This is a genomic window from Arthrobacter sp. BI5 (assembly GCF_056680065.1).
In genome coordinates this window covers 3,529,025-3,551,938 of the sequence record NZ_CM155264.1, presented here as the reverse complement: position 1 = coordinate 3,551,938, position 22,914 = coordinate 3,529,025, and the positions used below count along the sequence as shown (strand labels likewise).

The 22,914-nt window shown below is 69.0% G+C and carries 23 protein-coding genes; 13 read left to right on the top strand and 10 right to left on the bottom strand.

Annotated elements, in window-relative coordinates:
* The first annotated feature begins 105 nt into the window (after positions 1–105).
* A complete protein-coding gene (locus AC1MED_RS16460; RefSeq protein WP_479784407.1) occupies positions 106–1,077 on the top strand; it encodes an Lrp/AsnC family transcriptional regulator in 972 nt (323 codons plus the stop codon).
* A 12-nt stretch (positions 1,078–1,089) separates the two neighbouring features.
* Here the strand turns inward: AC1MED_RS16460 and AC1MED_RS16455 are convergent, their stop codons facing one another.
* Positions 1,090–1,791 (bottom strand): SCO1664 family protein, encoded by a 702-nt coding sequence (locus AC1MED_RS16455; RefSeq protein ID WP_479784405.1) that lies wholly within the window; start codon positions 1,789–1,791, stop codon positions 1,090–1,092.
* Positions 1,792–1,816: 25 nt separating this feature from the next.
* Entirely contained in the window at positions 1,817–2,482 is a 666-nt protein-coding gene (locus AC1MED_RS16450; RefSeq protein ID WP_479784403.1) for an MSMEG_4193 family putative phosphomutase, read from the bottom strand.
* A 92-nt stretch (positions 2,483–2,574) separates the two neighbouring features.
* Between AC1MED_RS16450 and AC1MED_RS16445 the strand changes: the two genes are divergently transcribed.
* From AC1MED_RS16445 to AC1MED_RS16415, 7 genes are all read left to right on the top strand, one after another.
* Positions 2,575–3,963, top strand: coding sequence for a sigma 54-interacting transcriptional regulator (locus AC1MED_RS16445; protein ID WP_479784401.1), 1,389 nt, complete (start codon positions 2,575–2,577; stop codon positions 3,961–3,963).
* 25 nt (positions 3,964–3,988) lie between these two features.
* Positions 3,989–5,992 (top strand): vWA domain-containing protein, encoded by a 2,004-nt coding sequence (locus AC1MED_RS16440; protein ID WP_479784399.1) that lies wholly within the window; start codon positions 3,989–3,991, stop codon positions 5,990–5,992.
* A gap of 23 nt (positions 5,993–6,015) precedes the next feature.
* Positions 6,016–6,495 carry an N-acetyltransferase family protein gene (locus AC1MED_RS16435; protein ID WP_479784397.1) on the top strand — a complete coding sequence of 160 codons (480 nt, stop codon included), beginning with the start codon at positions 6,016–6,018 and terminating at the stop codon, positions 6,493–6,495.
* Positions 6,496–6,542: 47 nt separating this feature from the next.
* Positions 6,543–7,418 (top strand): aminoglycoside phosphotransferase family protein, encoded by an 876-nt coding sequence (locus AC1MED_RS16430; RefSeq protein ID WP_479784395.1) that lies wholly within the window; start codon positions 6,543–6,545, stop codon positions 7,416–7,418.
* 182 nt (positions 7,419–7,600) lie between these two features.
* On the top strand, positions 7,601–8,458 hold the full coding sequence (locus AC1MED_RS16425) for a phosphatidylinositol-specific phospholipase C/glycerophosphodiester phosphodiesterase family protein (protein ID WP_479784393.1): 858 nt from the start codon (positions 7,601–7,603) through the stop codon (positions 8,456–8,458).
* Between the two features lie 37 nt (positions 8,459–8,495).
* Entirely contained in the window at positions 8,496–9,548 is a 1,053-nt protein-coding gene (locus AC1MED_RS16420; protein WP_479784392.1) for a hypothetical protein, read from the top strand.
* A 486-nt stretch (positions 9,549–10,034) separates the two neighbouring features.
* A complete protein-coding gene (locus AC1MED_RS16415) occupies positions 10,035–10,562 on the top strand; it encodes a hypothetical protein (protein WP_479784390.1) in 528 nt (175 codons plus the stop codon).
* Here AC1MED_RS16415 and AC1MED_RS16410 read toward each other — a convergent pair.
* Positions 10,559–11,452 carry an alpha/beta fold hydrolase gene (locus AC1MED_RS16410; protein WP_479784388.1) on the bottom strand — a complete coding sequence of 298 codons (894 nt, stop codon included), beginning with the start codon at positions 11,450–11,452 and terminating at the stop codon, positions 10,559–10,561. The two genes, AC1MED_RS16415 and AC1MED_RS16410, sit on opposite strands and share 4 nt — an antisense overlap.
* Positions 11,453–11,645: 193 nt before the next feature.
* Between AC1MED_RS16410 and AC1MED_RS16405 the strand changes: the two genes are divergently transcribed.
* Genes AC1MED_RS16405 through AC1MED_RS16395 form a run of 3 tightly spaced genes read left to right on the top strand, consistent with a single transcriptional unit; the run spans position 11,646 to position 13,595 of the window.
* Positions 11,646–11,969, top strand: coding sequence for a YciI family protein (locus AC1MED_RS16405; protein ID WP_479784386.1), 324 nt, complete (start codon positions 11,646–11,648; stop codon positions 11,967–11,969).
* Positions 11,966–13,204: an RNA polymerase sigma factor gene (locus tag AC1MED_RS16400; protein ID WP_479784384.1), complete on the top strand. Its 1,239-nt coding sequence runs from the start codon at positions 11,966–11,968 to the stop codon at positions 13,202–13,204. Before AC1MED_RS16405 ends, AC1MED_RS16400 begins: the two co-directional genes overlap by 4 nt.
* A 43-nt stretch (positions 13,205–13,247) precedes the next feature.
* Entirely contained in the window at positions 13,248–13,595 is a 348-nt protein-coding gene (locus AC1MED_RS16395; protein ID WP_479784383.1) for a hypothetical protein, read from the top strand.
* Between the two features lie 19 nt (positions 13,596–13,614).
* Here AC1MED_RS16395 and AC1MED_RS16390 read toward each other — a convergent pair whose 3' ends face one another.
* The 6 genes from AC1MED_RS16390 to AC1MED_RS16365 all read right to left on the bottom strand — a co-directional run bounded on the left by AC1MED_RS16390 (position 13,615) and on the right by AC1MED_RS16365 (position 20,529).
* Positions 13,615–15,018, bottom strand: coding sequence for an MFS transporter (locus AC1MED_RS16390; protein WP_479784381.1), 1,404 nt, complete (start codon positions 15,016–15,018; stop codon positions 13,615–13,617).
* Positions 15,019–15,097: 79 nt separating this feature from the next.
* On the bottom strand, positions 15,098–16,042 hold the full coding sequence (locus tag AC1MED_RS16385) for a hypothetical protein (RefSeq protein ID WP_479784379.1): 945 nt from the start codon (positions 16,040–16,042) through the stop codon (positions 15,098–15,100).
* 73 nt (positions 16,043–16,115) lie between these two features.
* Positions 16,116–16,964: an alpha/beta fold hydrolase gene (locus AC1MED_RS16380; protein ID WP_479784377.1), complete on the bottom strand. Its 849-nt coding sequence runs from the start codon at positions 16,962–16,964 to the stop codon at positions 16,116–16,118.
* Between the two features lie 82 nt (positions 16,965–17,046).
* On the bottom strand, positions 17,047–18,168 hold the full coding sequence (locus tag AC1MED_RS16375) for a cytochrome b/b6 domain-containing protein (protein ID WP_479784375.1): 1,122 nt from the start codon (positions 18,166–18,168) through the stop codon (positions 17,047–17,049).
* Positions 18,169–18,758: 590 nt separating this feature from the next.
* Entirely contained in the window at positions 18,759–19,742 is a 984-nt protein-coding gene (locus AC1MED_RS16370; RefSeq protein WP_479784373.1) for an electron transfer flavoprotein subunit alpha/FixB family protein, read from the bottom strand.
* Between the two features lie 10 nt (positions 19,743–19,752).
* Positions 19,753–20,529 carry an electron transfer flavoprotein subunit beta/FixA family protein gene (locus AC1MED_RS16365; RefSeq protein WP_479784371.1) on the bottom strand — a complete coding sequence of 259 codons (777 nt, stop codon included), beginning with the start codon at positions 20,527–20,529 and terminating at the stop codon, positions 19,753–19,755.
* Between the two features lie 326 nt (positions 20,530–20,855).
* Between AC1MED_RS16365 and AC1MED_RS16360 the strand changes: the two genes are divergently transcribed.
* Complete coding sequence (locus AC1MED_RS16360) at positions 20,856–22,082, top strand: MFS transporter (protein WP_479784369.1); 1,227 nt, start codon at positions 20,856–20,858, stop codon at positions 22,080–22,082.
* Between the two features lie 77 nt (positions 22,083–22,159).
* Entirely contained in the window at positions 22,160–22,288 is a 129-nt protein-coding gene (locus tag AC1MED_RS16355; RefSeq protein ID WP_479784367.1) for a hypothetical protein, read from the top strand.
* 16 nt (positions 22,289–22,304) lie between these two features.
* Here AC1MED_RS16355 and AC1MED_RS16350 read toward each other — a convergent pair whose 3' ends face one another.
* Positions 22,305–22,877, bottom strand: a complete 573-nt coding sequence (locus tag AC1MED_RS16350; protein WP_479784366.1) for an MOSC domain-containing protein — start codon at positions 22,875–22,877, stop codon at positions 22,305–22,307.
* Positions 22,878–22,914: the final 37 nt, after the last annotated feature.

The window sequence follows — 22,914 nt, the reverse complement described above, 5'->3', positions numbered from 1 at the left end:
CCGCAGTTCGCCGGTAGTCTTGAGTCAACACAGCGGCACAATCACGGACCGACGGAGGCCACCATTTCACTCATCGACGAGACGGACCTGGACATCATTGCGGCCTTGCAGATCGCCCCCAGGGTCCCGGCCAATGCGCTGGCCGAGATATTGGGTGTGCCGACCAGCACCATCACCCGCCGGCTCAACCGGCTGCAGAGCGAGCGGCTGATGAAGGTGATTGGCCGGTACGCGTGGCCGCTGATCCTCTCAGGCAACCCGCAGCAGCTGTGGATCTGCTGCGAGCCGGGGCGGTCGGCCAAGGTGGCGGAGCAGCTCAAGACGTTCCCTGAAGTTCAGTTCGTCATCACCACCTCCGGCACCGGCGATATCTACGCCGATGTTTTCCCCCTGCTGGGAACGGACATGAACGATCTGCTCAGCAACCAGATCCCCTCACTGCCCGGAATCAGGTCGGTGGAGAGTCGGCTGATCCTTGACTCGCGGCGCGTGGGCCAGAGCTGGCGGATCCAGCGCCTCACGGCGGACCAGAACGACGCTCTGGCTGTGCACGTGGTTCCCGTCAACCTGCCGGCCCTGAGTTCCATTGATGAACTCTCTGACCTGGAATTCGGCACAATGTGCGAGCTCGGGCGCAACGCCAGGGCTTCCGCCGCCGAGGTGGCACGGACACTGAACGTGAGCAGTTCCTCGGCCTACCGCGCCATCCAGATGCTCCTGGGCACCGGGGCGATTTCACCGCGCGTGGAAGTGGAGCCCGCAGCCGTGGGGTTCCCCCTCACAGCTGTCGTCTCGCTGCAGGTCAAGCCGAAGTCGATTTCGCACGTGCTGGACCAGCTTGGCGGCCACGAGTCGGCCCGTATGGTCACGATGGTGACCGGCCAGGCGCCCGTGGTGTTCCATGGCGTCTTCCGGGATCCCGGGAGCCTGGCCGACTTCATCACCAATGACATCGGCGCGCTTCCGGGCATCCAGTCGATGGACACCCGGGTGGCCATCAACGTCACGCGGCGCTACTGGATGGACCGAAATGGCCCGTTCATCGGCGACCAGGTCGAGGGGCTGCTCAGACGGTAGGGGCGATGCCCTTCACACCAGCGGCCACGGGTAACGCATGCCCGTGCGGTCAACCGGCAGCACGCCTGCGACCAGCATCCGCTGGACGCGGTGCTGCAGGGCGGTGACCTCGTCGTCGTAGAGCAGCTCGGCCAGTTCGGGAGGGACGGCCCCAGCCAGCGGGGCGATGTCGGCCAGCAGCGCCGCGGGGATGGGGTCGCCGGCGAAGTCCCAGATCACAGTGCGCAGTTTGAACGCTGCCGAAAAACACAGTCCATGGTCGATGCCCCAGATCCGCCCGTCGTCACCGCGTAGCACGTGGCCGCTTTTGCGGTCGGTGTTGTTGGCGACGTAGTCGAACAAGGCGATCCGCGCCAGCTCGCGGTGGGTCTCGGGGGCGTCCTCGAACAGGGTGAAGTAGTGCTCTTGGAAGTCGCACTCGATGAACCACTGCAGCGACCCGACACCCAATGGCGCTTCTTCCCGGATGACCGTGGGCGGGACGAAGCCCCACCCCAGCGCTTCGCTGAGCAGGTAGGCGGCGCGTTCGCGCTTGTAGAGCCCGGGGTCGAAGTCGGACAGCGGACGTTCGCCCGCCTCCGGCTTGTAGACCGCGTACCCCTGATCCTCGCCGCAGGTGACCTGGACTAGGAACGTCTGGTTGCTGCTGCGCGGGATGAGGCCCAGCAGCTCGATGCTGCCCTCGGTGAGAAGCGTCAACTCCCGGCTAGACACGGTTACACCCGCCTCAGAAATACAGTCATGACGCCCGGAGCCCGCTGAGGGGTTCCGCCGTCGAATTCACCATGTGCACGGCGGGATCCTGGCCCTCCACAAACGAGATGGCCGATACCGATCCCGGGCTGATGACGATGCGCTGGAACAGATCCAGGGGCGTGCCCAGGGCGTGGGCGACGGCGGCCTTGATGGGATCGGCGTGGGAGAAGCACACAACCACGCCTCCGACGTGGGCGGCACACAGCGCCTCCATCGCTCCGACGATCCGGGCCTGCATCTCCGGGAAGCTCTCGCCGTCCGGGAAACGGAAAGCGGACGGGCTGTGCTGCACGGTCTGCCACTCGGGCAGGGACGCCAGGTCGGCGATCGCGGATCCGGTCCACTCGCCGAAATCGCACTCAAGAAGCCCGTCGTCGTGCTTCACTGCCAGTCCCGTGCGCACCGCCGTCGGCTCCGCCGTTTCGCAGGCGCGCTCCAGCGGGGAGGAATACAAGGCATCCACGGGCAATCCGGCGAGCCGGTCCGCGACCCGGTCGGCCTGGGCAAGGCCCCGGTCGGAGAGGTGCAGCCCCGGGGTCCGGCCCGGAAGGACGGTGCCCGTCGTCGGCGTCTCCCCGTGGCGCACCAGCAGCAGGAGCGTGCCCTGCGGCGGTGGCGGCGCTGAAGGTCCTGGCGTAGCTGCGGTCATCAAGATCCAGCCTAGGCCGCACAAGCGCCCGATGCGGAGGAATCTCAAGAAGTCCCTCGATTCCCCGCCGGGTACAGGTCTACGGTGGAGGAGTGAGTGATCGCCCCGAAATCTTCACTGTTGGTGAACTGCGAGCCTCCGGCCGCGTTCACAAGGACCTGCGCCGCGAAATCCGCGACAACCTGCTGGCCGCGCTCGCCGCCGGCCGCGACCCCTGGCCCGGGATGTACGGCTTCAGCCGCACTGTCCTGCCGCAGCTCGAACGCGCCCTGCTGGCCGGGCACGACGTCGTCCTGCTCGGCGAACGCGGGCAGGGCAAGACCCGGCTGCTTCGCACCCTGGCCGGGCTGCTGGACGAGTGGTCGCCGGTGATCGAGGACTCCGAACTGAACGAACACCCCTACGAACCTCTCACCGAGCACTCCCGCGCCCTGGCCCTCACCGAGGGCGACCGGCTGCGGGTGGCGTGGCGGCACCGCTCCGAACGGTACGTCGAGAAGCTCGCGACGCCGGACACCTCCGTCGCGGACCTGATCGGCGACGTCGACCCGATGCGGGTGGCCGAGGGCCGCCGCCTGGGCGACCCGGAAACCATCCACTACGGCCTGGTCCCGCGCTCCAACCGCGGCATCATCGCCATCAACGAACTCCCCGACCTCGCCGAGCGGATCCAGGTCTCCATGCTCAACGTGATGGAGGAACGTGACATCCAGATCCGCGGCTACGTGCTGCGGCTGCCGCTGGACGTCCTGGTGGTCGCGTCCGCCAACCCGGAGGACTACACGAACCGGGGCAGGATCATCACGCCGCTGAGGGACCGTTTCGGCGCCGAGATCCGCACCCACTACCCGATCGAGCTCGACGACGAGGTGGCCGTCATCCGGCAGGAAGGCCACCTGGTGGCCGGCGTCCCGCCCGTCATCCTCGAGATCCTGGCCCGCTACACCCGGGCGCTGCGGCAGTCTCCGGCGATCAACCAGACCTCCGGGGTGTCAGCCCGGTTCGCCATCGCCGGCGCCGAAACCGTCGCGGCCGCGGCCCTGCGCAGGGCCAGCGTGCGCGGCGAAGACGAGGCCGTCGCCCGGATCATCGACCTCGACGCCGCGGTGGAGGTCCTCGCCGGGAAGATCGAGTTCGAATCCGGCGAGGAAGGCCGGGAACAGGACATCCTGGACCATCTGCTGCGGATGGCCACCGCCGAAGCGGTCCGGGCCCACTTCCACGGCCTCGACATGGGCGACCTCGTCGCCGCGCTGGACGGCCACACCACCGTCACCACCGGTGAACTGGTCACCGCGCGGGAGTTCCTCGAAAACCTTCCGTCGCTCGACGGATCAAGCCTCTACGACGACATCGGGGACCGCCTGGGCGCCGAAAACGACGGGGAGCGAGCCGCCGCCGTCGAACTTGCGCTGGAAGGCCTCTACCTCGCCCGGCGGATCTCCAAGGATTCCGACGACGAGGCGACGGTTTACGGTTAGGCGCCGTTACGGCTAAGGAGGGCCCATGACCGCTCACCACCGGTCCCGCTACAGCCGCTACGCGGGCGGGCCCGATCCGCTCGCGCCGCCGGTGGACCTGGCGGAAGCGCTGGACGCCGTCGCCGAGGACGTGATGGCCGGCTACTCGCCCCGGCACGCCCTGCAGGAATACCTGCGCCGCGGCGGCCGGAACCGGGAAGGCCTGGACGACCTCGCCGGCCGCGTCCAGCAGCGGCGCAAGGACCTCTTGGGCCAGCACCGGCTGGACGGCACCCTCAACGAGGTGCAAAAGCTGCTGGAGACCGCGGTGCTCGAAGAGCGCAAACAGCTGGCCCGCGACGTCCGGATGGACGACACGGATCGCGCGTTCCGCGAGATGCAGCTGCAGAACCTGCCCAAATCCACGGCGGCAGCGGTCAACGAGCTCGCCTCCTACGACTGGCAGTCCAGCACCGCCCGCGAGGCCTACGAGCAGATCAAGGACCTGCTGGGCCGCGAGATCCTGGACCAGCGGTTCGCCGGGATGAAGCAGGCGCTCGAAGGCGCCACCGAGGAGGACCGCGCCGCCGTGGCCGAGATGCTGGCCGACCTCAACGATCTCCTCGACAAACACCGGCGCGGCGAGGATACCGACGCGGACTTCCAGGAGTTCATGGCCAAGCACGGCCAGTATTTCCCGGAGAACCCGCAGTCCGTCGAAGAGCTGGTGGACGCCCTGGCCCAGCGCGCGGCCGCCGCCCAGCGGCTCATGCAGTCCATGTCCGCCGAGCAGCGCGAAGAACTAATGCGGCTCTCCGCGCAGGCGTTCGGCTCGTCGGAGCTTATGGCACAGCTGGGCCAACTCGATGCAAACCTGCAGGCGTTGCGCCCGGGCGAGGACTGGTCCGGCTCCGAGCAGTTCAACGGTGAGGAGGGGCTGGGGCTTGGCGATGGCACGGGCGTGTTGCAGGATCTCGCCGAACTGGACGAACTCGCCGAGCAGCTCTCGCAGTCCTACAACGGCTCGCGGCTAGATGACCTGGACCTGGAGGCGCTGGGCCGCCAGCTGGGGCAGGACGCGGTGGTGTCGGCCCGCACTTTGGCGGAGATCGAGCGGGCCATGCACGACGGCGGTTTCCTGCAGCGCGGCGCCGACGGCGACCTGAAGCTCACCCCGCAGGCCATGCGGCGGCTCGGCCGGTCGCTGCTGCGCGACACCGCCAAGCAGCTCTCCGGCCGGCAGGGCCGCCGGGACACGCGCGTCGCGGGGGCGGCGGGGGAGCAGACCGGCTCCAGCCGCCCGTGGGAGTTCGGCGACGCCGAGCCCTGGGACGTCACCCGGACCATCACCAACGCGATCCGCCGCACCATCGCCGACGGCGGCGACCCGCGGCACGGGCTGCGGCTGGCCATGGACGACATCGAGGTCACGGAGACCGAGGCGCGCACCCAGGCGGCCGTCGCGCTGCTGGTGGACGTGTCCTTCTCGATGGCCGCCGAGGGGCGCTGGGTGCCGATGAAACGCACCGCGCTCGCCCTGCACCACCTCGTGACCACCAAGTTCCGCGGCGACCGGCTGCAGCTGATCAGCTTCGGCCGCTACGCGCAGACCATGGACATCGGCGAACTCACGGCCATCCCGGCGCTGCGGGAACAGGGCACCAACCTGCACCACGGGCTGCTGCTGGCCGGCCGGTTCTTCCGCCAGCACCCGTCGATGCAGCCGGTTCTGCTGGTGGTGACCGACGGCGAACCCACCGCGCATCTGGAGGCCGACGGCGAGTCGTGGTTCTCGTATCCGCCGGACCCGGAGACCATCCGCGTGACCGTGGCCGAGCTGGACCGGCTGGGTCGGTCCGGCGCGCAGGCGACGTTCTTCCGGCTCGGCAATGACCCGGGCCTCGAGCGGTTCGTCGCCCGGATGGCCCGCCGGATCGACGGCCGGGTGGTGGCGCCCGACGCCGGGGACCTGGGGGCCGCCGTCGTCGGCGAGTACCTGCGCGCGCACTTCCGCGGCCGGGCGTACGGCGACGAGGACTGGGCCGGATAGGGGCTCACCATGTGGTTGAAGCCATGACTTCCGACGATTCTGCAGGCGGCCAGACGCCGCGGCGGGCGACGCTGAACGACGCCGCCGTCGTTGCCCAGTTGCTCCATGATTTCAACACTGAATTCTCGACGCCGACGCCCGGCACCCAGGAGCTTGAATCACGATTGACGGAACTCCTGGCGGGGGACGACGTGGTGGTCCTGCTGACCGGCGAGCCAGCGAGCGGGGTTGCCGTGCTGAGTTTCCGGCCCAACGTCTGGTACCGAGGACCGGTCGCGATCCTCGACGAGCTCTACGTCCGCCCAGAGCTCCGCGGTCACCGCCTGGGCAGCGCACTCCTGGACGCGGCCCTTGATTTGGTGTGCGACCGGGGCGGCGCACTCCTTGAGATCAACGTGGACGGCGAGGACGCCGATGCACGCCGTTTCTATGAAGCCCGCGGGTTCACCAACACCGAACCCAACCAGACAGACCCAATGCTTTACTACTATCGCGAGCTCTGAAACGGGCCCGTCGTTACCCACGAAAGGCGGAGCTCTGAATGGCGGGAATGCCACCAGCCACGACGGAAGTGAATGACGCCGTCGTCCAGGGCCTCGTCCGGGACCAGCGGCCCGACCTCGCCGATCGTCCCCTGGTGCGGGTCGCGAACGGCTGGGACAACGCGACCTTCCGGCTCGGCGACGACCTGGCCGTCCGGCTGCCGCGCAGAGCGGAGGCCGTGCCGCTGATCCTTCATGAGCAGCGCTACCTTCCGGACATAGCCCTCCGCTCCCCGGTGGCGGTTCCCGTCCCCGTCCATGCCGGCCGGCCGACGTCGGACTTTCCCTGGCCGTGGAGCATCGTGCGGTGGGTCCCCGGAGCCTCCGCGACGGACGTCGGCCCCGGAGGCCGCGGGCCGGCCGCTGAAGGCCTAGCGGATTTCCTCCTCGCCCTTCACGTGCCCGCCGAACCCGGCGTGCCGGTGAATCCTGTCCGCGGCGTGCCGCTGCTGGACCGTGACACTGTGGTGGTGGAACGGCTCCGGGACGGCGAACGCTACCCGCAGGCGGCCGCGCTGAGAGCGGTGTGGGCGCAGACCTGTGCAGCCAAGGTCTGGGACAGTCCGCCGCTGATGCTCCACGGGGACCTCCACCCGGGCAATGTCCTGCTGACTGAGGGCGGCTCGCTCGCCGGCGTCATCGATTTCGGCGACGTCGGGGCCGGGGACCCGGCTGTCGATCTTGCGGTGGGATGGCTGATGTTCGACGCCGGCGCCCGCCACCGCTTTATGGACGCCTTTGGCCCCGCAGTGGACGGGGACACCTGGACCCGGGCCCGGGGCTGGGCTCTCATCCTGTCCACCGCCCTGCTGAGCAACTCCGACGACAATCCGCGGATGTTCTCCGTGGGGGAGTTCGGGATCCGGCAGATACTGGAAGGCTGACCCCGGGAACCAAAAGGCCTCCCTCGGGCCCCAGCTCGCCAATGGTCCTTCCCAGTTCACCCGCCAGCCACCAGCACGCCCTCCGGCGTTCTCCCGCGGCCAGCAGTCTTTTCACGACCCCCTTTTGCCCGGCGCGTCCAATGTGCCCGGGCGGAGAATGCCCTGCCTTCAAGGAGTAATCCGTGTTCGTGAAAAGCACCCTCGCCGCCGTCGCCGTCCTTGCCTCCCTGGCCGGGACAGCAGCGGCCCCTGCGCAGGCAGAGGCGACCAAGCCAGCTCCCGTCGTCGTCGGCCAGCCGCTCGCCCAGGCGCACGCGCACAACGACTACGAGCAGGACCGCCCCCTGTTCGATGCGCTGGAGCATGGCTTCACCAGCGTGGAAGCGGACGTGTGGCTGGTGGACGGCGAGCTGCGGGTGGCCCACGACCGGGAGGACGTCCGGCCCGGCGTCACCCTCGAGAGCCTCTACCTCGATCCGCTCCAGGACCTGGCCCGCGGCCAGGGCCACAGCGTCTACCCGAACTGGGACGGCAGCCTGCAGCTTCTGATCGACATCAAGAGCGACGGCGAATCCACCTACGCCGCGATCGAGCAGGAACTGGCCAAACACCGCGACATCATGAGCCGCTACAGCCACGGCAGCACCAAGACCGGCCCGGTCACTGCGGTCATCAGCGGAAATCGCCCGCTGGCCACCATGCAGGCACAGGAGACGCGGTTCAGCTTCTACGATGGCCGCTCCGCGGACCTCAGCTCCGGAACGCCTGCCGGCCTGATGCCGCTGGTCAGCGACAACTGGACCAAACTCTTCACCTGGCAGGGCGTGGGCCCCATGCCGGAGGCCGAGCGCGCCAAACTGCGGGCCTACGTGGCCGACGCACACGCCAACGGCTACCGCGTCCGCTTCTGGGCCACCCCGGACATGCCCGGCGCCGCACGCGACGCCGTCTGGAACGAACTCTTCGGCGCCGGCGTGGACCACATCAACACCGACGACCTCGCCGCCCTGCAGCAGTTCCTGACCGCCCGCGGGGCCTAAGCCGCGCACCCCGACCCCGCAAAAAAGGAACACCGTCATGCCTTCAAAGACCATCACAACGACGACGGCGGCAGCCGTCCTGGCGCTCGGCCTCCTTGCATCCCAGCCCGCCACCGCCGCCGACAGGAACGCCGACAGCACTTCCAACGGCCGGGCGTTCTCGTTCGGCGTGATCGGCGACATCCCCTACGGCGAGGCCGAAATCGCGAAGTTCCCCGCCCGCATCCAGGACATCAACAACGACAGCGCGCTGAAGTTCGTCACCCACGTGGGCGACATCAAGAACGGCTCCTCGGTCTGCTCGGACGAGTACTTCGCGAACATCCGCACGCAGTTCGACTCCTTTGAGCACCCGCTGGTCTATACCCCGGGCGACAACGAATGGGTGGACTGTCACCGCACCAACAACGGCGCCTACAACCCGCTGGAACGGCTGGACAAGCTGCGGGAGGTCTTCTTCGACGAGCCCGGCAAAACCCTGGGCGCCACCATGCCGGTCAAGACCCAGGCGAACCTCGGGCTGCCGGAAAATGTCCGCTTCACCCAGAACCGGGTGGCGTTTTCCGTGCTGAACATCCAGGGCAGCAACAACTCGCTGCAGCCGTGGACCGGCCTCGGCGAAACCGCCGCCACTCCCGGGCAGGTGGCCGAAGTGGAGCACCGGACGGACGCCGTCGTGGCCCAGATCCACGACACGTTCGCTGACGCCGAACGCCGCCACGACCGCGCCGTCGTCCTGATGACCCAGGCCGACATGTTCGACCCCTCCCAGCTCGCCGCCGCGACCGCCAACCCGGACACCGTGTCCGGCTTCCGCGAAATCGTGCAGGCCATCATCGACGAAACCAACAGCTTCGACGCCCCGGTTTACCTCATCAACGGCGACAGCCACGTCTTCGCCGAGAACCGGCCGCTCGCGGAGGGCTCACCCTGGCTGGACATCTACGGCCAGCCCGCCGCCGACGACCTGCAGCGCATCACCGTGGACGGATCCGCCAACGCCACCAACTACGTCAGGTTCACTGTCGCCGGCAACAGCGCCGATGGCGCCGGCGTTCTGGCCTGGGAAAGGGTCCCCTTCAGCCGATAGGCGCCGACGCAGGCGGACGACGGCGGGCGGTCCCGCCGTCGTCCGCTTAGGTGACTTCTTCTCAACTCACCGGGCGGGTTGATCGGGCCTGCTTGCTGCCGCGATGATGCCGTTTGCAGAACGGGAGACTTTCGTCCAGCTTGAACCGGCCCCATGCACCGCCCCCGACCTCGACGGGTACGGTCCCGGCGCCGATTGACCAGTCACCTTAGCCGGGCAGGTGGCGTCACTGCGCGCGCACGTCGAGAACGAAGCGAACGGTTTGGGAGTCGGCGAAGGCGATCGTCGGCGCCACTTCGGGACCGGACTATGAGCAGCTGCTCCGAAGCGTCTTCGCGTCCAGGCCGGTTCATCTGCTCGCCGGACAGAGGTCGGCGGAAGACTGGCACACGGCCCCCCGGGGACTGGGATAAGCTCGCTTGCGATCGGAACAAGCATCGAATCGAACTGTGAGCGGCGGGATTTTCCTTGGATCTACTGGGCGGCATGAGCCTCGACAACCTGCGCATCTTCCCTTGGATTGCGGCTGCCGTCTTTGCGCTCGCGGCGGGCCTCTGGCGTCCGCGCCGGCTGCATTGGACCGCGCTAGGCTCCGTCCTGCTGTTCGCGGCCCTCAACGCAGGGGCCGGAATCTACATCCTGAACCACTTCGGTGATGCGCGCTGGGCCGGGGGAGAGCAGCCGCTGAGCGCGCCGTCGTTGTCCGGGACGCCGGTCGTGGGCCAGTTCCTGGAACCTCTGGACTCCGCCCTGAACGGCGTGGTCGGCGGGGTGAACGAGTTCCTGGCCTTCAAGCAGGCCCTTCCCATCGCCTTGGACTTCTTCGCCGTGTCCGGCTGGGCGATGCTGGCGTCGTTCCCGCTGGCTGTCCTCGCCGCCGGCATCAGTTTCGCCATGGCCAGGCGCCTGGCGGCGGAGTTCGCAAGGTACCGCGCCACCGTCGACCGGCTCGAGGAGGAGCTTGAGCAGGTCAAACGGCAGATCTCGTCGATGAATCCGGTCAATACGCCCTAATCGAGCAGGCTCACCACGGCCTGTGCGAACGCGCCCGGGTCCTCCTGCGGGACGTTGTGTCCAATGCGCGGCAGCAAGAATTCCCTGTAGGGGCCGGTGAAATGGTCCCGGCCGGCGCTCACCGCCGGGCCGCCGACGCCGTCGTCCCCGCTCTCCAGCACCACCGTGGGAACGGTGATGCTCGGCTCCTGGGCGATCAAGTCCTCGACCCGCTGGTACTGAGGGTCGCCGTCGACCAGTTCGTAACGGTGGCGGTAGGAGTGGATGACGACGTCGGTAAAGTCGGGGTTGTGCAGGCTCGGGGCGCTGGCGGGAAACGCCCCGCGTGCCCCGGCCCACGAAGGCGACCAGGTGCGCCACAGCAGTTCGCACAGTTCGTCCCGGTTCTGTTCCAGCCCGCGGCGCCCGCGCTCCGAGTGGAAGTAGTACTGATACCAGTAGCTCCGCTCCCATTCCGGGTTCACGGGATCGCCGGACCGGGCCAGGTTGTGCATGTTGTAGCCGTTGACGGTGACGAGGCCGGCGACACGGTCGGGTTCCAGCGCCGCCACGATGCACGCCGCGCGGCCGCCCCAGTCGTAGCCGGCAACGACGGCCTTCTCGATGCTGAGGGCATCCAGGAAGTCGAGCAGATCCTGCGCGAGGGCCGCCTGCTGTCCTGAACGCATCGTTGCGGGGTCGAGGAAACGGGTCGGGCCGAAGCCGCGGAGGTACGGCGCCAGCACAAAGGCGCCTTCCCCGGTGAGGATCGCGGCGACGTCGTCGTAGGCCCGGACGTCGTACGGGAATCCGTGCAGCAGGACCACCGGCTTCCCGCGCGGATCGCCGGTGGACTCGTAGCCGATGTCCAGGACGGGGGTTTGGGCGCGGCCGGAGGAGGTAAAGCTCATAGTGCCGGTCCTTCCACTTCGAGTGGGTGGGTCCTAGGCTACGGCATCCGGGCCGTGGGGTTCAGGGCCGAGCCTGGGTAGGCCAAACTGCGGTGCGGGCTGCCATTTGCTGTCGGATCGGGGCAGAGTTGTTCGTAGTAAGGGTGAGCGGCCGCCCAGGAGGGGCGCCCCAAACCGCAGGAGATGACTCGAAATGCAGTATTTGCTGTCCGTGATCCACGACCAGCTTGAACTTGCGCCGTCGGACGAGATGGCTGCAATCGACGTGTTCAACGATCGTCTCCAAGCCGAGGGGCGCTGGGTCTTCGCCGGCGGCCTCGGCTTCCCGGACACGGCAACCGTCATCGACAACCGTGGCGGGGCTCCGGTGATGACCGACGGGCCCTTCGTGGAGTCGAAGGAGTACCTCGCCGGGTTCTGGATCATCGAGGCACCCGACCTCGACGTCGCGCTCCAACTCGCCGCCGAGGGGTCGAAAGCCTGCAACCGGAAGGTCGAGGTGCGGCCGTTCCTGTGAACGCGACCGACGTCGGCGGCGCCGTCACCCAGGCGTACCGGGAGAACTGGGCCCGGACGGTCGCCGCCCTGACCCGCCGTTTCGGTGACCTCGACCTCGCAGAGGAGGCGGCAGCCGAGGCGTTCGCGGTTGCCGTCGAGCGGTGGCCGTCCGACGGTGTGCCCGCCAACCCCGGCGCGTGGCTGACCACCACGGCCAAGCGCAAAGCCATCGACCGGCTCCGCCGCGAAAACAAACGCGACGGCAAACACCAGGAGGCCCAGTTGGTGTTCGACGACGACCGCCTGCCGGAACCGCCCGGCGCCATCGACGACGACCGGCTCCGGCTGATCTTCACCTGCTGCCACCCGGCGCTCGCGCTGCAGACCCGCGTGGCACTGACCCTGCGCATGGTGGGCGGGCTGACCATGCCGGAGATCGCGCGGGCCTTCCTGGTGCAGGAGAGCACCATGGCGCAACGGATCACCCGCGCGAAGGCCAAAATCAAGGCTGCCCGCATCCCGTACCGGGTGCCGTCCGCGGAGGATCTGCCGGGCCGTGTCTCCGGCGTTCTGGCCGTGCTCTACCTGGTCTTCAACGAGGGGTACCTGGCGACGGGCCCGGACACGGATCCGGTGCGCGCCGACCTGACTGCCGAAGCGATCCGGCTCACCCGCCTGCTCCGCGCGCTCCTGCCCGACGACGGCGAGGTGGCCGGCCTGCTGGCCCTGATGCTCCTCACCGAGGCCCGCCGCCCCGCCCGGATCTCGGCCGGCGGCGAACTCGTGACCCTTGACGAGCAGGACCGGGGAGTCTGGGATGCGGCGCTGATCGCCGAAGGACACCGCCTGGTCCGGGAGCGACTGGCGTCCGGGGCGGCACCGGGGCCGTATCAGCTCCTCGCGGCGATCAACGCCGTGCATACCTCGGCCCGCGACTTCCGCGACACCGATTGGTCCCAGATCGTCGCGCTCTACAACCAGCTGGCAGCCCTGGACCCGTCGCCGATCGTCGCGCTGAACCGGGCCATCGCGGTGGCCGAGTTGGATGGCCCGGACGTGGCGCTGGCCGCCGTCGACCGGCTTGACCGCGAGCTGGCCGGCTACCACGCCTACCACGCCGCCCGCGCCGAGCTGCTGCAGAGGCTTGGCCGCACCCAGGAGTCACGGCTGGCGTATAACAAAGCCATCGAACGGGCGGGTAACTCGGCCGAGGTTGCGGCGCTACAGCGCCGCCGGAACGCGCTGCCTGACTGATCCAGGGCTGCTGCCGCGGCGGCTCCGTGCCAGACTTTCAGCCATGGAACCCATGGATTGCCTGGTCATCTACGTCCCCACCGACGCTGCGCACACCGTCCGGCAGGCCATTGGCGATGCCGGCGCGGGCCGGCTGGGCAACTACTCGCACTGCTCGTTCAGCCTGGAAGGGACCGGGCGCTTTACGCCGCTGCCGGGCGCGACCCCGGCCATCGGCGCCGTCGGTTCCCCCGGGGAAGTCCCGGAAACCCGGATCGAGGCCATTTACCCGCGGTCCCGGCGCAGCGCCGTCGTCAGTGCCGCGCTGTCCGCGCACCCGTACGAGACGCCGGCGTTCATGACCTTCCCGGTCGATGCCAGCCTGCCGGACGGAACGGGTCCCGCCCGATAGCGGCCGCTCGCCCGCGCCGTCACACTGTGCCGGCGTCGGTCTGGGCGTCCGTCCCCGCATACGACGCCGAGACCCGGCGGTAGACCGGGGCCAGGAAGGCCAGCAGTGCAGCCGCGATCAGTATGACGCCTGAGATGAGGAACACCAGGGCGATGCCGCGGGATGTGCCGACGCCCAGCAGCGGGGCCAGTTGGGCGGCACCGTCGGCTGACCGCGCGTATGGGATGATCCAGACCTGGGCGATCGGCGCGATGAGGAACGCTGTGAGCGGCGCTGCCGCGGATTCGAACGCCATGGCAAATCCGAACACCCGCCCCTGCCGGTGCAGGGGCACCACCCGCTGGATGACTGTCTGCTCGGCGGCCTCGACGACAGGGACCAGGACGAGGTACAGCCAGATGCCGGCAACGTACAGCCAGGCCCACTCCCGGAGCGTGAAGACCGCACCGAGGAGGCCCATCAGGACCACCGCGAGGAGCATGGTGCGCAGCGGGTTGGACCCCAGACCGAATTTGTTGACCAGCGCCCCGCCCACAATGAAGCCGGTGGCGCCGAGCGCCAGATAGGTCCCCCACAGTTCTACCGGAAACATCTCCAGGCCGTAGGGGTCCATCAACGCCATGTAGACGCCGCCGATGAAATTGTTGAACGTGGAGAACAGAATCAGCGCGAACAGTCCGGCAACGGCCGCGATGGCGGCGAGGGAGCCCCGCAGGTCAAAGCCGCCCTGCGCGTCCGTGGCGGCCGCGCGGACCTCCTCGGGCAGGCGCAGGGTGAGCACGTGTGCGAACGCCAGCGCGGTGAGCACCACGGCCACGACGATTGTCCAGCCCATGCCCAGTAGCCCGACCGACACCCCGGAAAACACCGAGGTGACGATGAACATCAGCCCCTGCACCATGCCGACCAGCCCGTTGGCGTTGGCCCGCCGGTCCGGGTCGATCAGGATGGTCACCGTGGCGGCGAGCGCGATGTTGCGCATGTTCTCCACCACGGCGCCGAGCAGGACGATCAGCATGAAGGCCCAGAACCACGGCTGCGTTAGGTCCAGCAAGGAGTCGGCGGGCGTCAGCAGGAACATCGCCCCCGAAAGCGCAAACATCGCCAGGGTGAAGGCGGCGGCGAAACGCATCACAGCCAGCTTGCGGTAGCGGTCGACGTAGGTGCCGAAGCTGATGCTGGACAGGGCGATCAGCAGCATGTACGCGCCGCCGACCACCCCGGTGGCGATCACGTTGCGCGTCTCCAGGTACACCCAGAACGTCAGCGCAAACCACAGGTAGCTGGTGGTGATATTGGCCAGGCCGGTGTTGAGCAGGATCCCGTGGAAGGTGCGGGACCGCTGCTGGGAACTTCGCAAGGGGGTGTCGACGGCGTCGGGAGCCACAGCGGTGTGCGGCGGGACCGGTTCGTACTCGGTCATGCGACCCAGTGTAGTGAGAACCGGCCGGTAGGAACACGGCCGCCGCCTGGCGGAAGCCGGCTGCGTTGCTGCGGCGGTGTCAGTCCGTGGGCGCGGCCGTACGACGGCGGACTGCAGCGGACCGGGCACCCAGCCCCGCCAGGGCGACGGCGAGGGCCAGCAGGACCAGGGGCCCTGCTCCGCCGGCGGGTCCAAGGGTGGCCGCCAGGATCTGCCGGCTCATCAACAGCATCTCCTGCAGGTCGCCGGCCGCCACCCGCGTTCCCAGGACGTAGTTGACGGAGATAAACAGGGCGGGAACCACCCACAAGAGGGCCAGGTCCGCCAGCCACACCACGGCACGCCGCGCGGGGCGAAGCCCACACCACGCCAGGGCGCAGCCCACCAGGATAGCGGGGATCCAGCGAGCCGCCGTCGGCACCGCTGCCGGGATGTTGAGGGGCCCGACGACGCCGACAACCCACTCCACCAGCCACGACGCAAACGACACCGCCACGAGTCCGACGCCCAGTGCCACCAGGGCCCGCGACCGGGAAGAGACCAGCAGGAGGGCGACGAGGGCGGCCGCGAGGGATAAGACCACGCCCGCCAGCAGCCCGGCGAAGTAGAGGCGGGCCATCGTGCCGCCCGCCAGTCCGCCGTCGAGCACGGTGAAGGACTGGACGGCCGCGGTGAACTGGACACCGAGAACTCCGGCTGCCGCGCACCACGTCGCCAGTCGGCGTCGGGCGGGGGACCAGAGACGCACCGCGAGTCCGGCTGCCGCGCCTCCTACGGTGAGGAGTGCGACGATCGTGGTGAGTTCGTACTGGCTGAGCGGCAGAAGCGACACCGGCATCTGGTCCGGGGTGACCTCGGCGGCCCACAGGTTCTGCAGAGGCAGTTGTGCCCCGGTGATCAACCAGGGTCCCAAGCCGAGAAGTCCTGCCAGGATGCCGATCAGCCCGCCCCGCATGGCGTCGCGGGCGGGGGCGTGGCCTGGCCGGTTGTCGAAGACCGCCAGGTCCGTCGCTTGCTGGCCCACAGAGGCTCCTTGGTATGAGGGGCAGGGGGCAGCGCAAGAGACGCCGGCCCATCCGAATACTATACCGAATGGATTAAATCCTCCGGACGGTCGCCGAAGGCGGGCCGTTTCGTGCCGCGGAGTGCTCACGCACTCGCGCGAGCCATTCAACCAGCAGTGCCTGAGCCAGGGCGGGCTGCTCGTGCAGCAGGGCATGGCCGGCGCGATCGAGGACGGCAAGGGTGCAGCGGGGGTACTGCCCGGCGAGGTCGGCCGGGGCCGCGTACCCCGCGGTGGAATCCTGCCGTCCGGCCAGAATCAGGACGGGATGGGGATAGGTCTTCGCGGTCTCCGGGCGGTCCTGCAGTTCCCAGCGCGAAAAGATCCGCGTCAGGGCGGCCTCGTCAACGAGCGGCACCGCCGGGGCCACGGCTTCCCGGAACCGGCGCAGCGTTTCAGTCGTCTGGACCACGAAGTAGTCACGGTAGGAGGCTTCAAGCTCCGGGCTGAGATCGATGGCAAGGCCGGCCGAGGACACAAGCACCGTGTGTTCAGGCACGGCGCCGGTGCGGGCGCCCACCGGGCAGACGAGCGCGAGCCCGATGACCTGCTCCGGTCTCTGCTGGGCAATGGCACGGGCCAAGTACCCGCCGTAGGAGTGGCCCAGGACAAGCAGAGGTCCGGTGCCGACGGTGGTGTCGATGAAGCCGAGCAGCAGGTCTAGGACATCATCGTTGCCGGCGATGGTGGCGGGCGCCGGGGTGCGGCCCATCCCCGGCAGGTCCGGGTACAGGCGCCGAAACCCGGGAGCAGCAGCGAAGACGGGTTCAAGGGCGTGGGCGACTTCGCGGTGGTCCACGCCGGCGCCGTGCAAAGCGAGAACCGGCGTACCGCTGCCGGACTCGACGTAATGCACAGGAACCCCGCGGACCGTAGCCTCCATCCAGCCAGTGTAGAACGGAGGCCCTCATCGCGGCCCGGCCCGGTCGCAGGCAGAAGCGGCGCCGTCGGGACTCCCGCCTGACCTACCGGCTGCTCACCTGGCCGAACAGCTTCGCAAGCGGCGCGAGCACCAGCGGACGCGCGGCATACCACCCGGAGGCGGTGACGGCGATGGCGGTCGCGAAGAGCCAGAAGCCGGTCCAGTTCACCACGTCGGTGCCGCCGAACATGTGGTTCAGATTGCGCAGCGCACCGGTGGCGAAGACCAGGAACACGTGGACGATGATGAACAACACGAAAAACAGCATCGTGGGGAAGTGCACCGCGCGCGCGGCTTCCACCGGGTAGATCCTGTTCAGCCTGGTCGCGTTCTTCGGCCAGAACTCGCTCATGCGCACCCCCGTGATCGCCGCGAGCGGGGCCGCGATAAACACCACCAGGAAGTACATAAGCTGCTGCAGGCTGTTGTAATTCACCCAGCCGTTCTCCACGGGCCAGTCCAGGGTCATGTACTGCAGGAGCGCAGAGAGCGCGTTCGGGAACACCTCCCAGCTGCTCGGGACAATCCGCAGCCAGCGCCCGGAGGCGAACAGCAGCACCGCGAAGATAAGGCCGTTGGCCAGCCACAGGATATCCAGCATCTGGTGCAGCCACAGGTTGATGCTGATCTTCTTGCCGCCGCCCTTCGGCGTCCAGAACGCTGGCGGCTTCTGCTGGGTCCGCACCTGGTAGCCGGAGCGGATGATGAGGACCATCAGGAACAGGTTCAGGAAGTGCGTCCACTGCGCCCACCCCGGGAAGCCCGACTCGGCGGCTGCGGGCAGGGGGTATTCGCCGGGATATCTCCGGAGGAACTCCGGCACGCCGGGCAGGGTGGTCACCCCGCGCGCGGCGAGGATAAGGATCGCGGCGGCGGCCACGGCGCCGATGGCGAGGAGTACCGTGCGCTTGATCCACTGGCCGAGGGTGCGTGAGCCGTAGAGCCTTGCTGCGGCCTTGTGCCGCACGGGCTTTGCGGGCTTCTCAGCGACGTCGGGCGGTGCCGCCGCGGCCGGGACGGCTGCGACCGCGGGGGATTCGGCGGTGACCGGTTCATTCGGCGTCGTCGGCGGCTCTGCTTCGGCAACGGTCTCAGCGACGACGACGGCGGCTGCTGCGGTGGCCGGAGCGGGAGCCGTGGCAACAGGCTCGGGAACAGCCTGCACCTCAGGAGCGGGAACCGGGACGGCAGCAGCTGACGGAGCCAGTCCGGCCGGAGGCCATGGATCCCCGCCGGAAACGCGGGGGAGTCCGCGGCGGAGCGCAGTGGCTCCCGTCGTCGGGACCGCCGGTGCAGCGGAGGGAGAAGGGACAGGCGGCGTCGCGGCCGGGACTGCTTTCTCAACGGCAGGAGCAGGAGCATGTGCAGGTGCAGAAGGTGCGGACGCGGGCTCGGCTACTGGGGCGGGAGCCTCGGGCGCGGGCAACACCGATGCCGGCGCCTTGCCGGCCGGCGGCCAGGGCTCGCCGCCCGGCACGCGCGGCAGCCCGCGGCGACGCTGCCGCGCACCCACGCCCGCGCTCACCGCAGGAACGGATGCCGCAGGGACGTTTGCCGCAGGAACCGCAACCGCAGGAACGTCCGCACCGGGCAGCGGGGCGGACACCGCCGTCGTATCCGATGCTGCTTCCGGGCCGGCAGCAACCGGTGGGGCGGCAACCAGGTGTACGGGCGCCTTGCCCGCCGGCGGCCAGGGCTCGCCGCCCGGCACGCGCGGCAGTCCCCGTCGAATGGATCCGGACTGGGTTGCCATCGCTACTTCTTCCGGGCCTCGAGGGCGCTGATCAGCTGGGGCACGACCTTGAAGACGTCGCCCACCACACCAAAGTCCGCGATCTCGAAGATCGGCGCGTCCGCATCCTTGTTGATGGCGACGATCGTCTTCGCCGTCTGCATGCCGGCCCGGTGCTGGATCGCGCCGGAAATGCCCAGTGCAATGTACAGCTGGGAAGACACGGACACCCCGGTCTGCCCCACCTGCTGCGTCTGCGGGACGTAGCCGGCGTCCACTGCGGCCCGCGACGCGCCGACGGCGGCGCCGAGCGTGTCGGCGAGCTGATCGACCAAGGCGAACTGTTCCGCCGAGCCGAGGCCGCGGCCGCCCGCGACCACTTTCGCGGCGCCGCGCAGCTCCGGCCGAGTGGTGGCCGCAACGGCCTCCTCGAATGAGTCGATCCGCGCGGCCGGCTTCCCGGACGGCGTCACCGCGAGGGTCTCCGACGCCGGCGGCTGGGCCGCGGCGCGCGCCTCGACCGAGCCCTGGCGGACCGTGATGACCGGCGGGCCGAAGGTGGCCGTGGACGCGACGTTGTAGGCTCCGCCGTAGACGGAGTGGTGTGCCACGACGCCCTCGTCATCACGGGACACACCGACGGCGTCAACGCAGACCGCCGCCCGCGCACGGGCGGCGTACCGGCCGGCCAGGTCGCGCCCGTTCAGCGAATGCGAAACCAGGATCGCGTCCGGCTGCACCAGCTCCGCCGCGGCCGACAGCGCGTCAACGCCCGGCACCCCGAGGGCAGACGGGTCCGGCGTCTCAGCGACCAGCACACGCGCGGCACCCAGATCCGCGGCCTCCGCGGCCGCGGCACTCCCCGCACCGGGTTCGGCCAGCACCAGGGCCACCGGGGTGCCGGCGCCGGCGGCAGCGCCGAAGAGCCCGGCCGCAGCCTTCTCGAGTTCACCGGACGCCCGGGTCTCCACGACGACGAGGATGGCGTCACGAGGGAAGTCAGTCATGTCGTTTCTCCTACGCCAGTCGGTTTTCGATCAGGAAATCGGCGAGCTTCTCGCCGGCATCGCCCTGGTCAACGAGCTTCACGCCTGCCGCGCGCGGGGGCTTCTCCGCCACCGCCAGCATGATCGACCGCGCCGCGTCCGGGTCCTCGGCCGTCACCCCGAGATCTGCCAGGCTCAACACCTCAAGCGGCTTCTTCTTCGCCGCCATAATGCCCTTGAAGTTCGGGAAACGCGGCCCGGGGAGTGACTCGGTAATCGAGATGACCGCGGGCAGGTCCGCCGATACCTGCTGCACCCCGGATTCAACGCCCCTGGTGCCGGACACGGTGCCGTCGCTGATCTGAACGGCGCTAAGGCCGGAGGCAAGCGGCACCTCAAGCAACTCTGCAAGCATGGCGGGGACCATGCCGCCGGAGCCGTCGGTGGAAACGTTGCCGGTGATCACCAGGTCAAACCCCATCCGGCGGACCGCCGCGGCGAGGGTCTCGGCGGTCAGCACGAGGTCGGCACCCCGGAGCGCCTCGTCACAGACGTGGGTGGCGCTGCCCGCGCCCATCGCCAGCGCCTTGCGGATCGTCGCCGTCGCACCCTCGGGAGCCAGGGACAGGACCGCGACGTCGGTGCCCTCGTGCGCGTCGGCGTAGGTCAGCGCCAGTTCCAGCGCCCGCTCGCCGATCTCATCAATGACGGTCTCGCTGGCTTCGCGGTCGGCGAGGCCGGTTTCGAGGTTCAGCTTTCGGTCCCCGTACGTGTCGGGGACTTCCTTGACTAGGACGACAATCTTCATCGATGGCTCTTCCTGTGGCGGGCATGCCTCCGTAGGGGAGGCACGTCGGATCTCCCTAGAGTCTACGAAAGGGGGTACCTTTTTGCCCGACCGGGCCCGTGTCGTCAGCGGACGACGGCGGGGCTCCCGCCATCGTCCGCTTGGGAGTGCGCCGAAGCCGGCCCGCCGCCGTCGCTATGCTGTAAGCCAACGCGACGATGGGGGGACAGGTGGGAGCATCTGCCGGGAGCTCGTCTGCTGCGGAATCAAAGCTCCGTCGCTATGCGCCCTTCGTGCGGTTCTGGCTGGCCTCAACGGTGTCCGATTTCGGCACCTATATAACGTCCGTGGCACTGTCTGTCCTGATCCTGGTGACGATGGACGGGACAGCCCTTGACCAAGGCCTGGTGAATGCTGCGCGCTGGGCGCCGTATCTGCTATTCGGCCTGGTGGCGGGGGTGTGGATCGACCGGCTTCCACGCCGCACAGTGCTTATTGGCGGAGACCTCGGCCGCGGCCTCATCCTGGCGGGCGTGGCCCTGGCGGCGGCAGCCGGATTGCTTTCCGTTCCGGCCTTGATAGTCCTGATATTTGCCTTTGGAGTACTGGCGCTGACAAGTGACGCCGCGTATCAGAGCTTCCTCCCGCAGCTGGTCCCCAGGCCCCTGCTGACCAAGGCCAATGCCCGGCTGCAGCAAAGCGATACCGTGGCACAAACCACCGGTGGTGCGGTAGCCGGCGGTCTGGTCGCCCTGGTGACAGCACCCTTCGCCTTGTTGCTGGATGCTGTCTCCTATTTCCTCTCCGCCGCGGTCCTGCTGACCCTGGAGCGGCCATCGCAGGCCCCGGTTCGAAGCACACAGCGGCTCCACCGGAAGGTCGCGGAGGGTCTTCGCTGGGTCTACGGGCATCCATACCTGACACCCCTGGCGTGCAGCACCCACATCTGGTTCATCGGCTCCTCCATCCTCGGCACCGTGCTGCCGGCGGTGATTCTGAACGACCTTGGCTTGGGCGCCGTCGGGCTGGGCCTGGTCATGGGGTGCGCCGGGATTGGGGCGGTCATCGGCACCACAGTTTCCACCCGGGCGGGCCACCGCTGGGGCACGGGCAGAACCATGGTGATGGCACGGGTAGCCCAGCCGGTGGCGATCGCGGTGGTGGCCCTCGCGCCCATCGTCGCCGGCGGGACACACTCGGGCGAGTCATATGGCTCCCCGCTGCAGTGGACCGGGGACATGTGGGCAGCTTTCGCTCTTATGGGCGCCGGGCAGCTGCTCTTTGGCGGGGCAATGGGCGTCGAAGGGCCGCTGGAAATGGGATTTTGCCAGGCCGTCACCCCGGACAGCCTGCTCGCCCGGATGAGTGCCACGATCCGTTCAGTGAACCGCGGAATGATCGTCATCGGTGCCCCGCTGGGCGGGCTGATCGCCACCCTGGCGGGTGCCGGAACCGCGCTCTGGGTCTCCGTCGCGGTTCTTCTGCTGGCCTCGCTGGTGCTCCTTGGCTCCAGGTTCAGGAGCGCACGGACCGAGGACCAACAACTCTCCGACGAGGAAGCACTCACGCACTGAACAGAGGCCGGGCCCACGGCGCCGGCTGGGATGACAAGCTTCCCGTTCTCGGGGCCCCTTTTCGCCGACGGCCCACGGTGGATGTGCTGGGATTCAGCGCCGGCGGGCACACCGCCGTCGCGCTGGACCAGCTCACCGTGGACCGCGGGGACCTGCGCGCCATGGACGCCACTATCCCACAGCTGCTGCGGTTCCTCGACGACTAGCCCGACGGCGGTCGAGCTACGGCAGCCGCGATGGGCGCAGAACGGTGGCGTCGCCGGCGCGGTCAGGATCCAGCGGCACCGGGCTGATCAGCACTGCCGGGCCGCGGTGCAGGACGCCGTCGGACAGCACCTGGCACCGCACGCCGCCGCGCCCGCGCATGGCCTTGTGGGCGCCCGGGGCGAGCATCTCATCCATCCACGCGCACGGGTGGGCCGGCCGCCCGGCCTTGAGCCGCACCAGCCCTCCGCCGGACTCCAGTGCAAACTCGTGGCCGAGCAGCGGCGCCAAGTGCGCTCCCCGGACGACAACGTTGCGGCGCGTCAGCAGCGGGTCAAGGGGCGCCGTCGCCAGCTCTGCGGCGATGGCTTCGAGGGCCTCGACGGCAAAAACAGTGACGGCGGCATCCATGTGGGCGGCCTTGCCGAAGAACCGGTCGCCGAGGATTCCCTTGCCGGCCACAAGCGTCGCATGGTCGGCGTCCGTGGTGGGGACGTCGGCTGCGCCCTCGCGCGCCCGGCCGAAGTAGGCGTGCGCCGGCGACACGAGCAGGTGCAGGATCTCGACGGCGTACCGGTAGCTGGCGGTCATGGCACCAAACTAGCGCCTCGGGGGTTTAGCCCGGTAT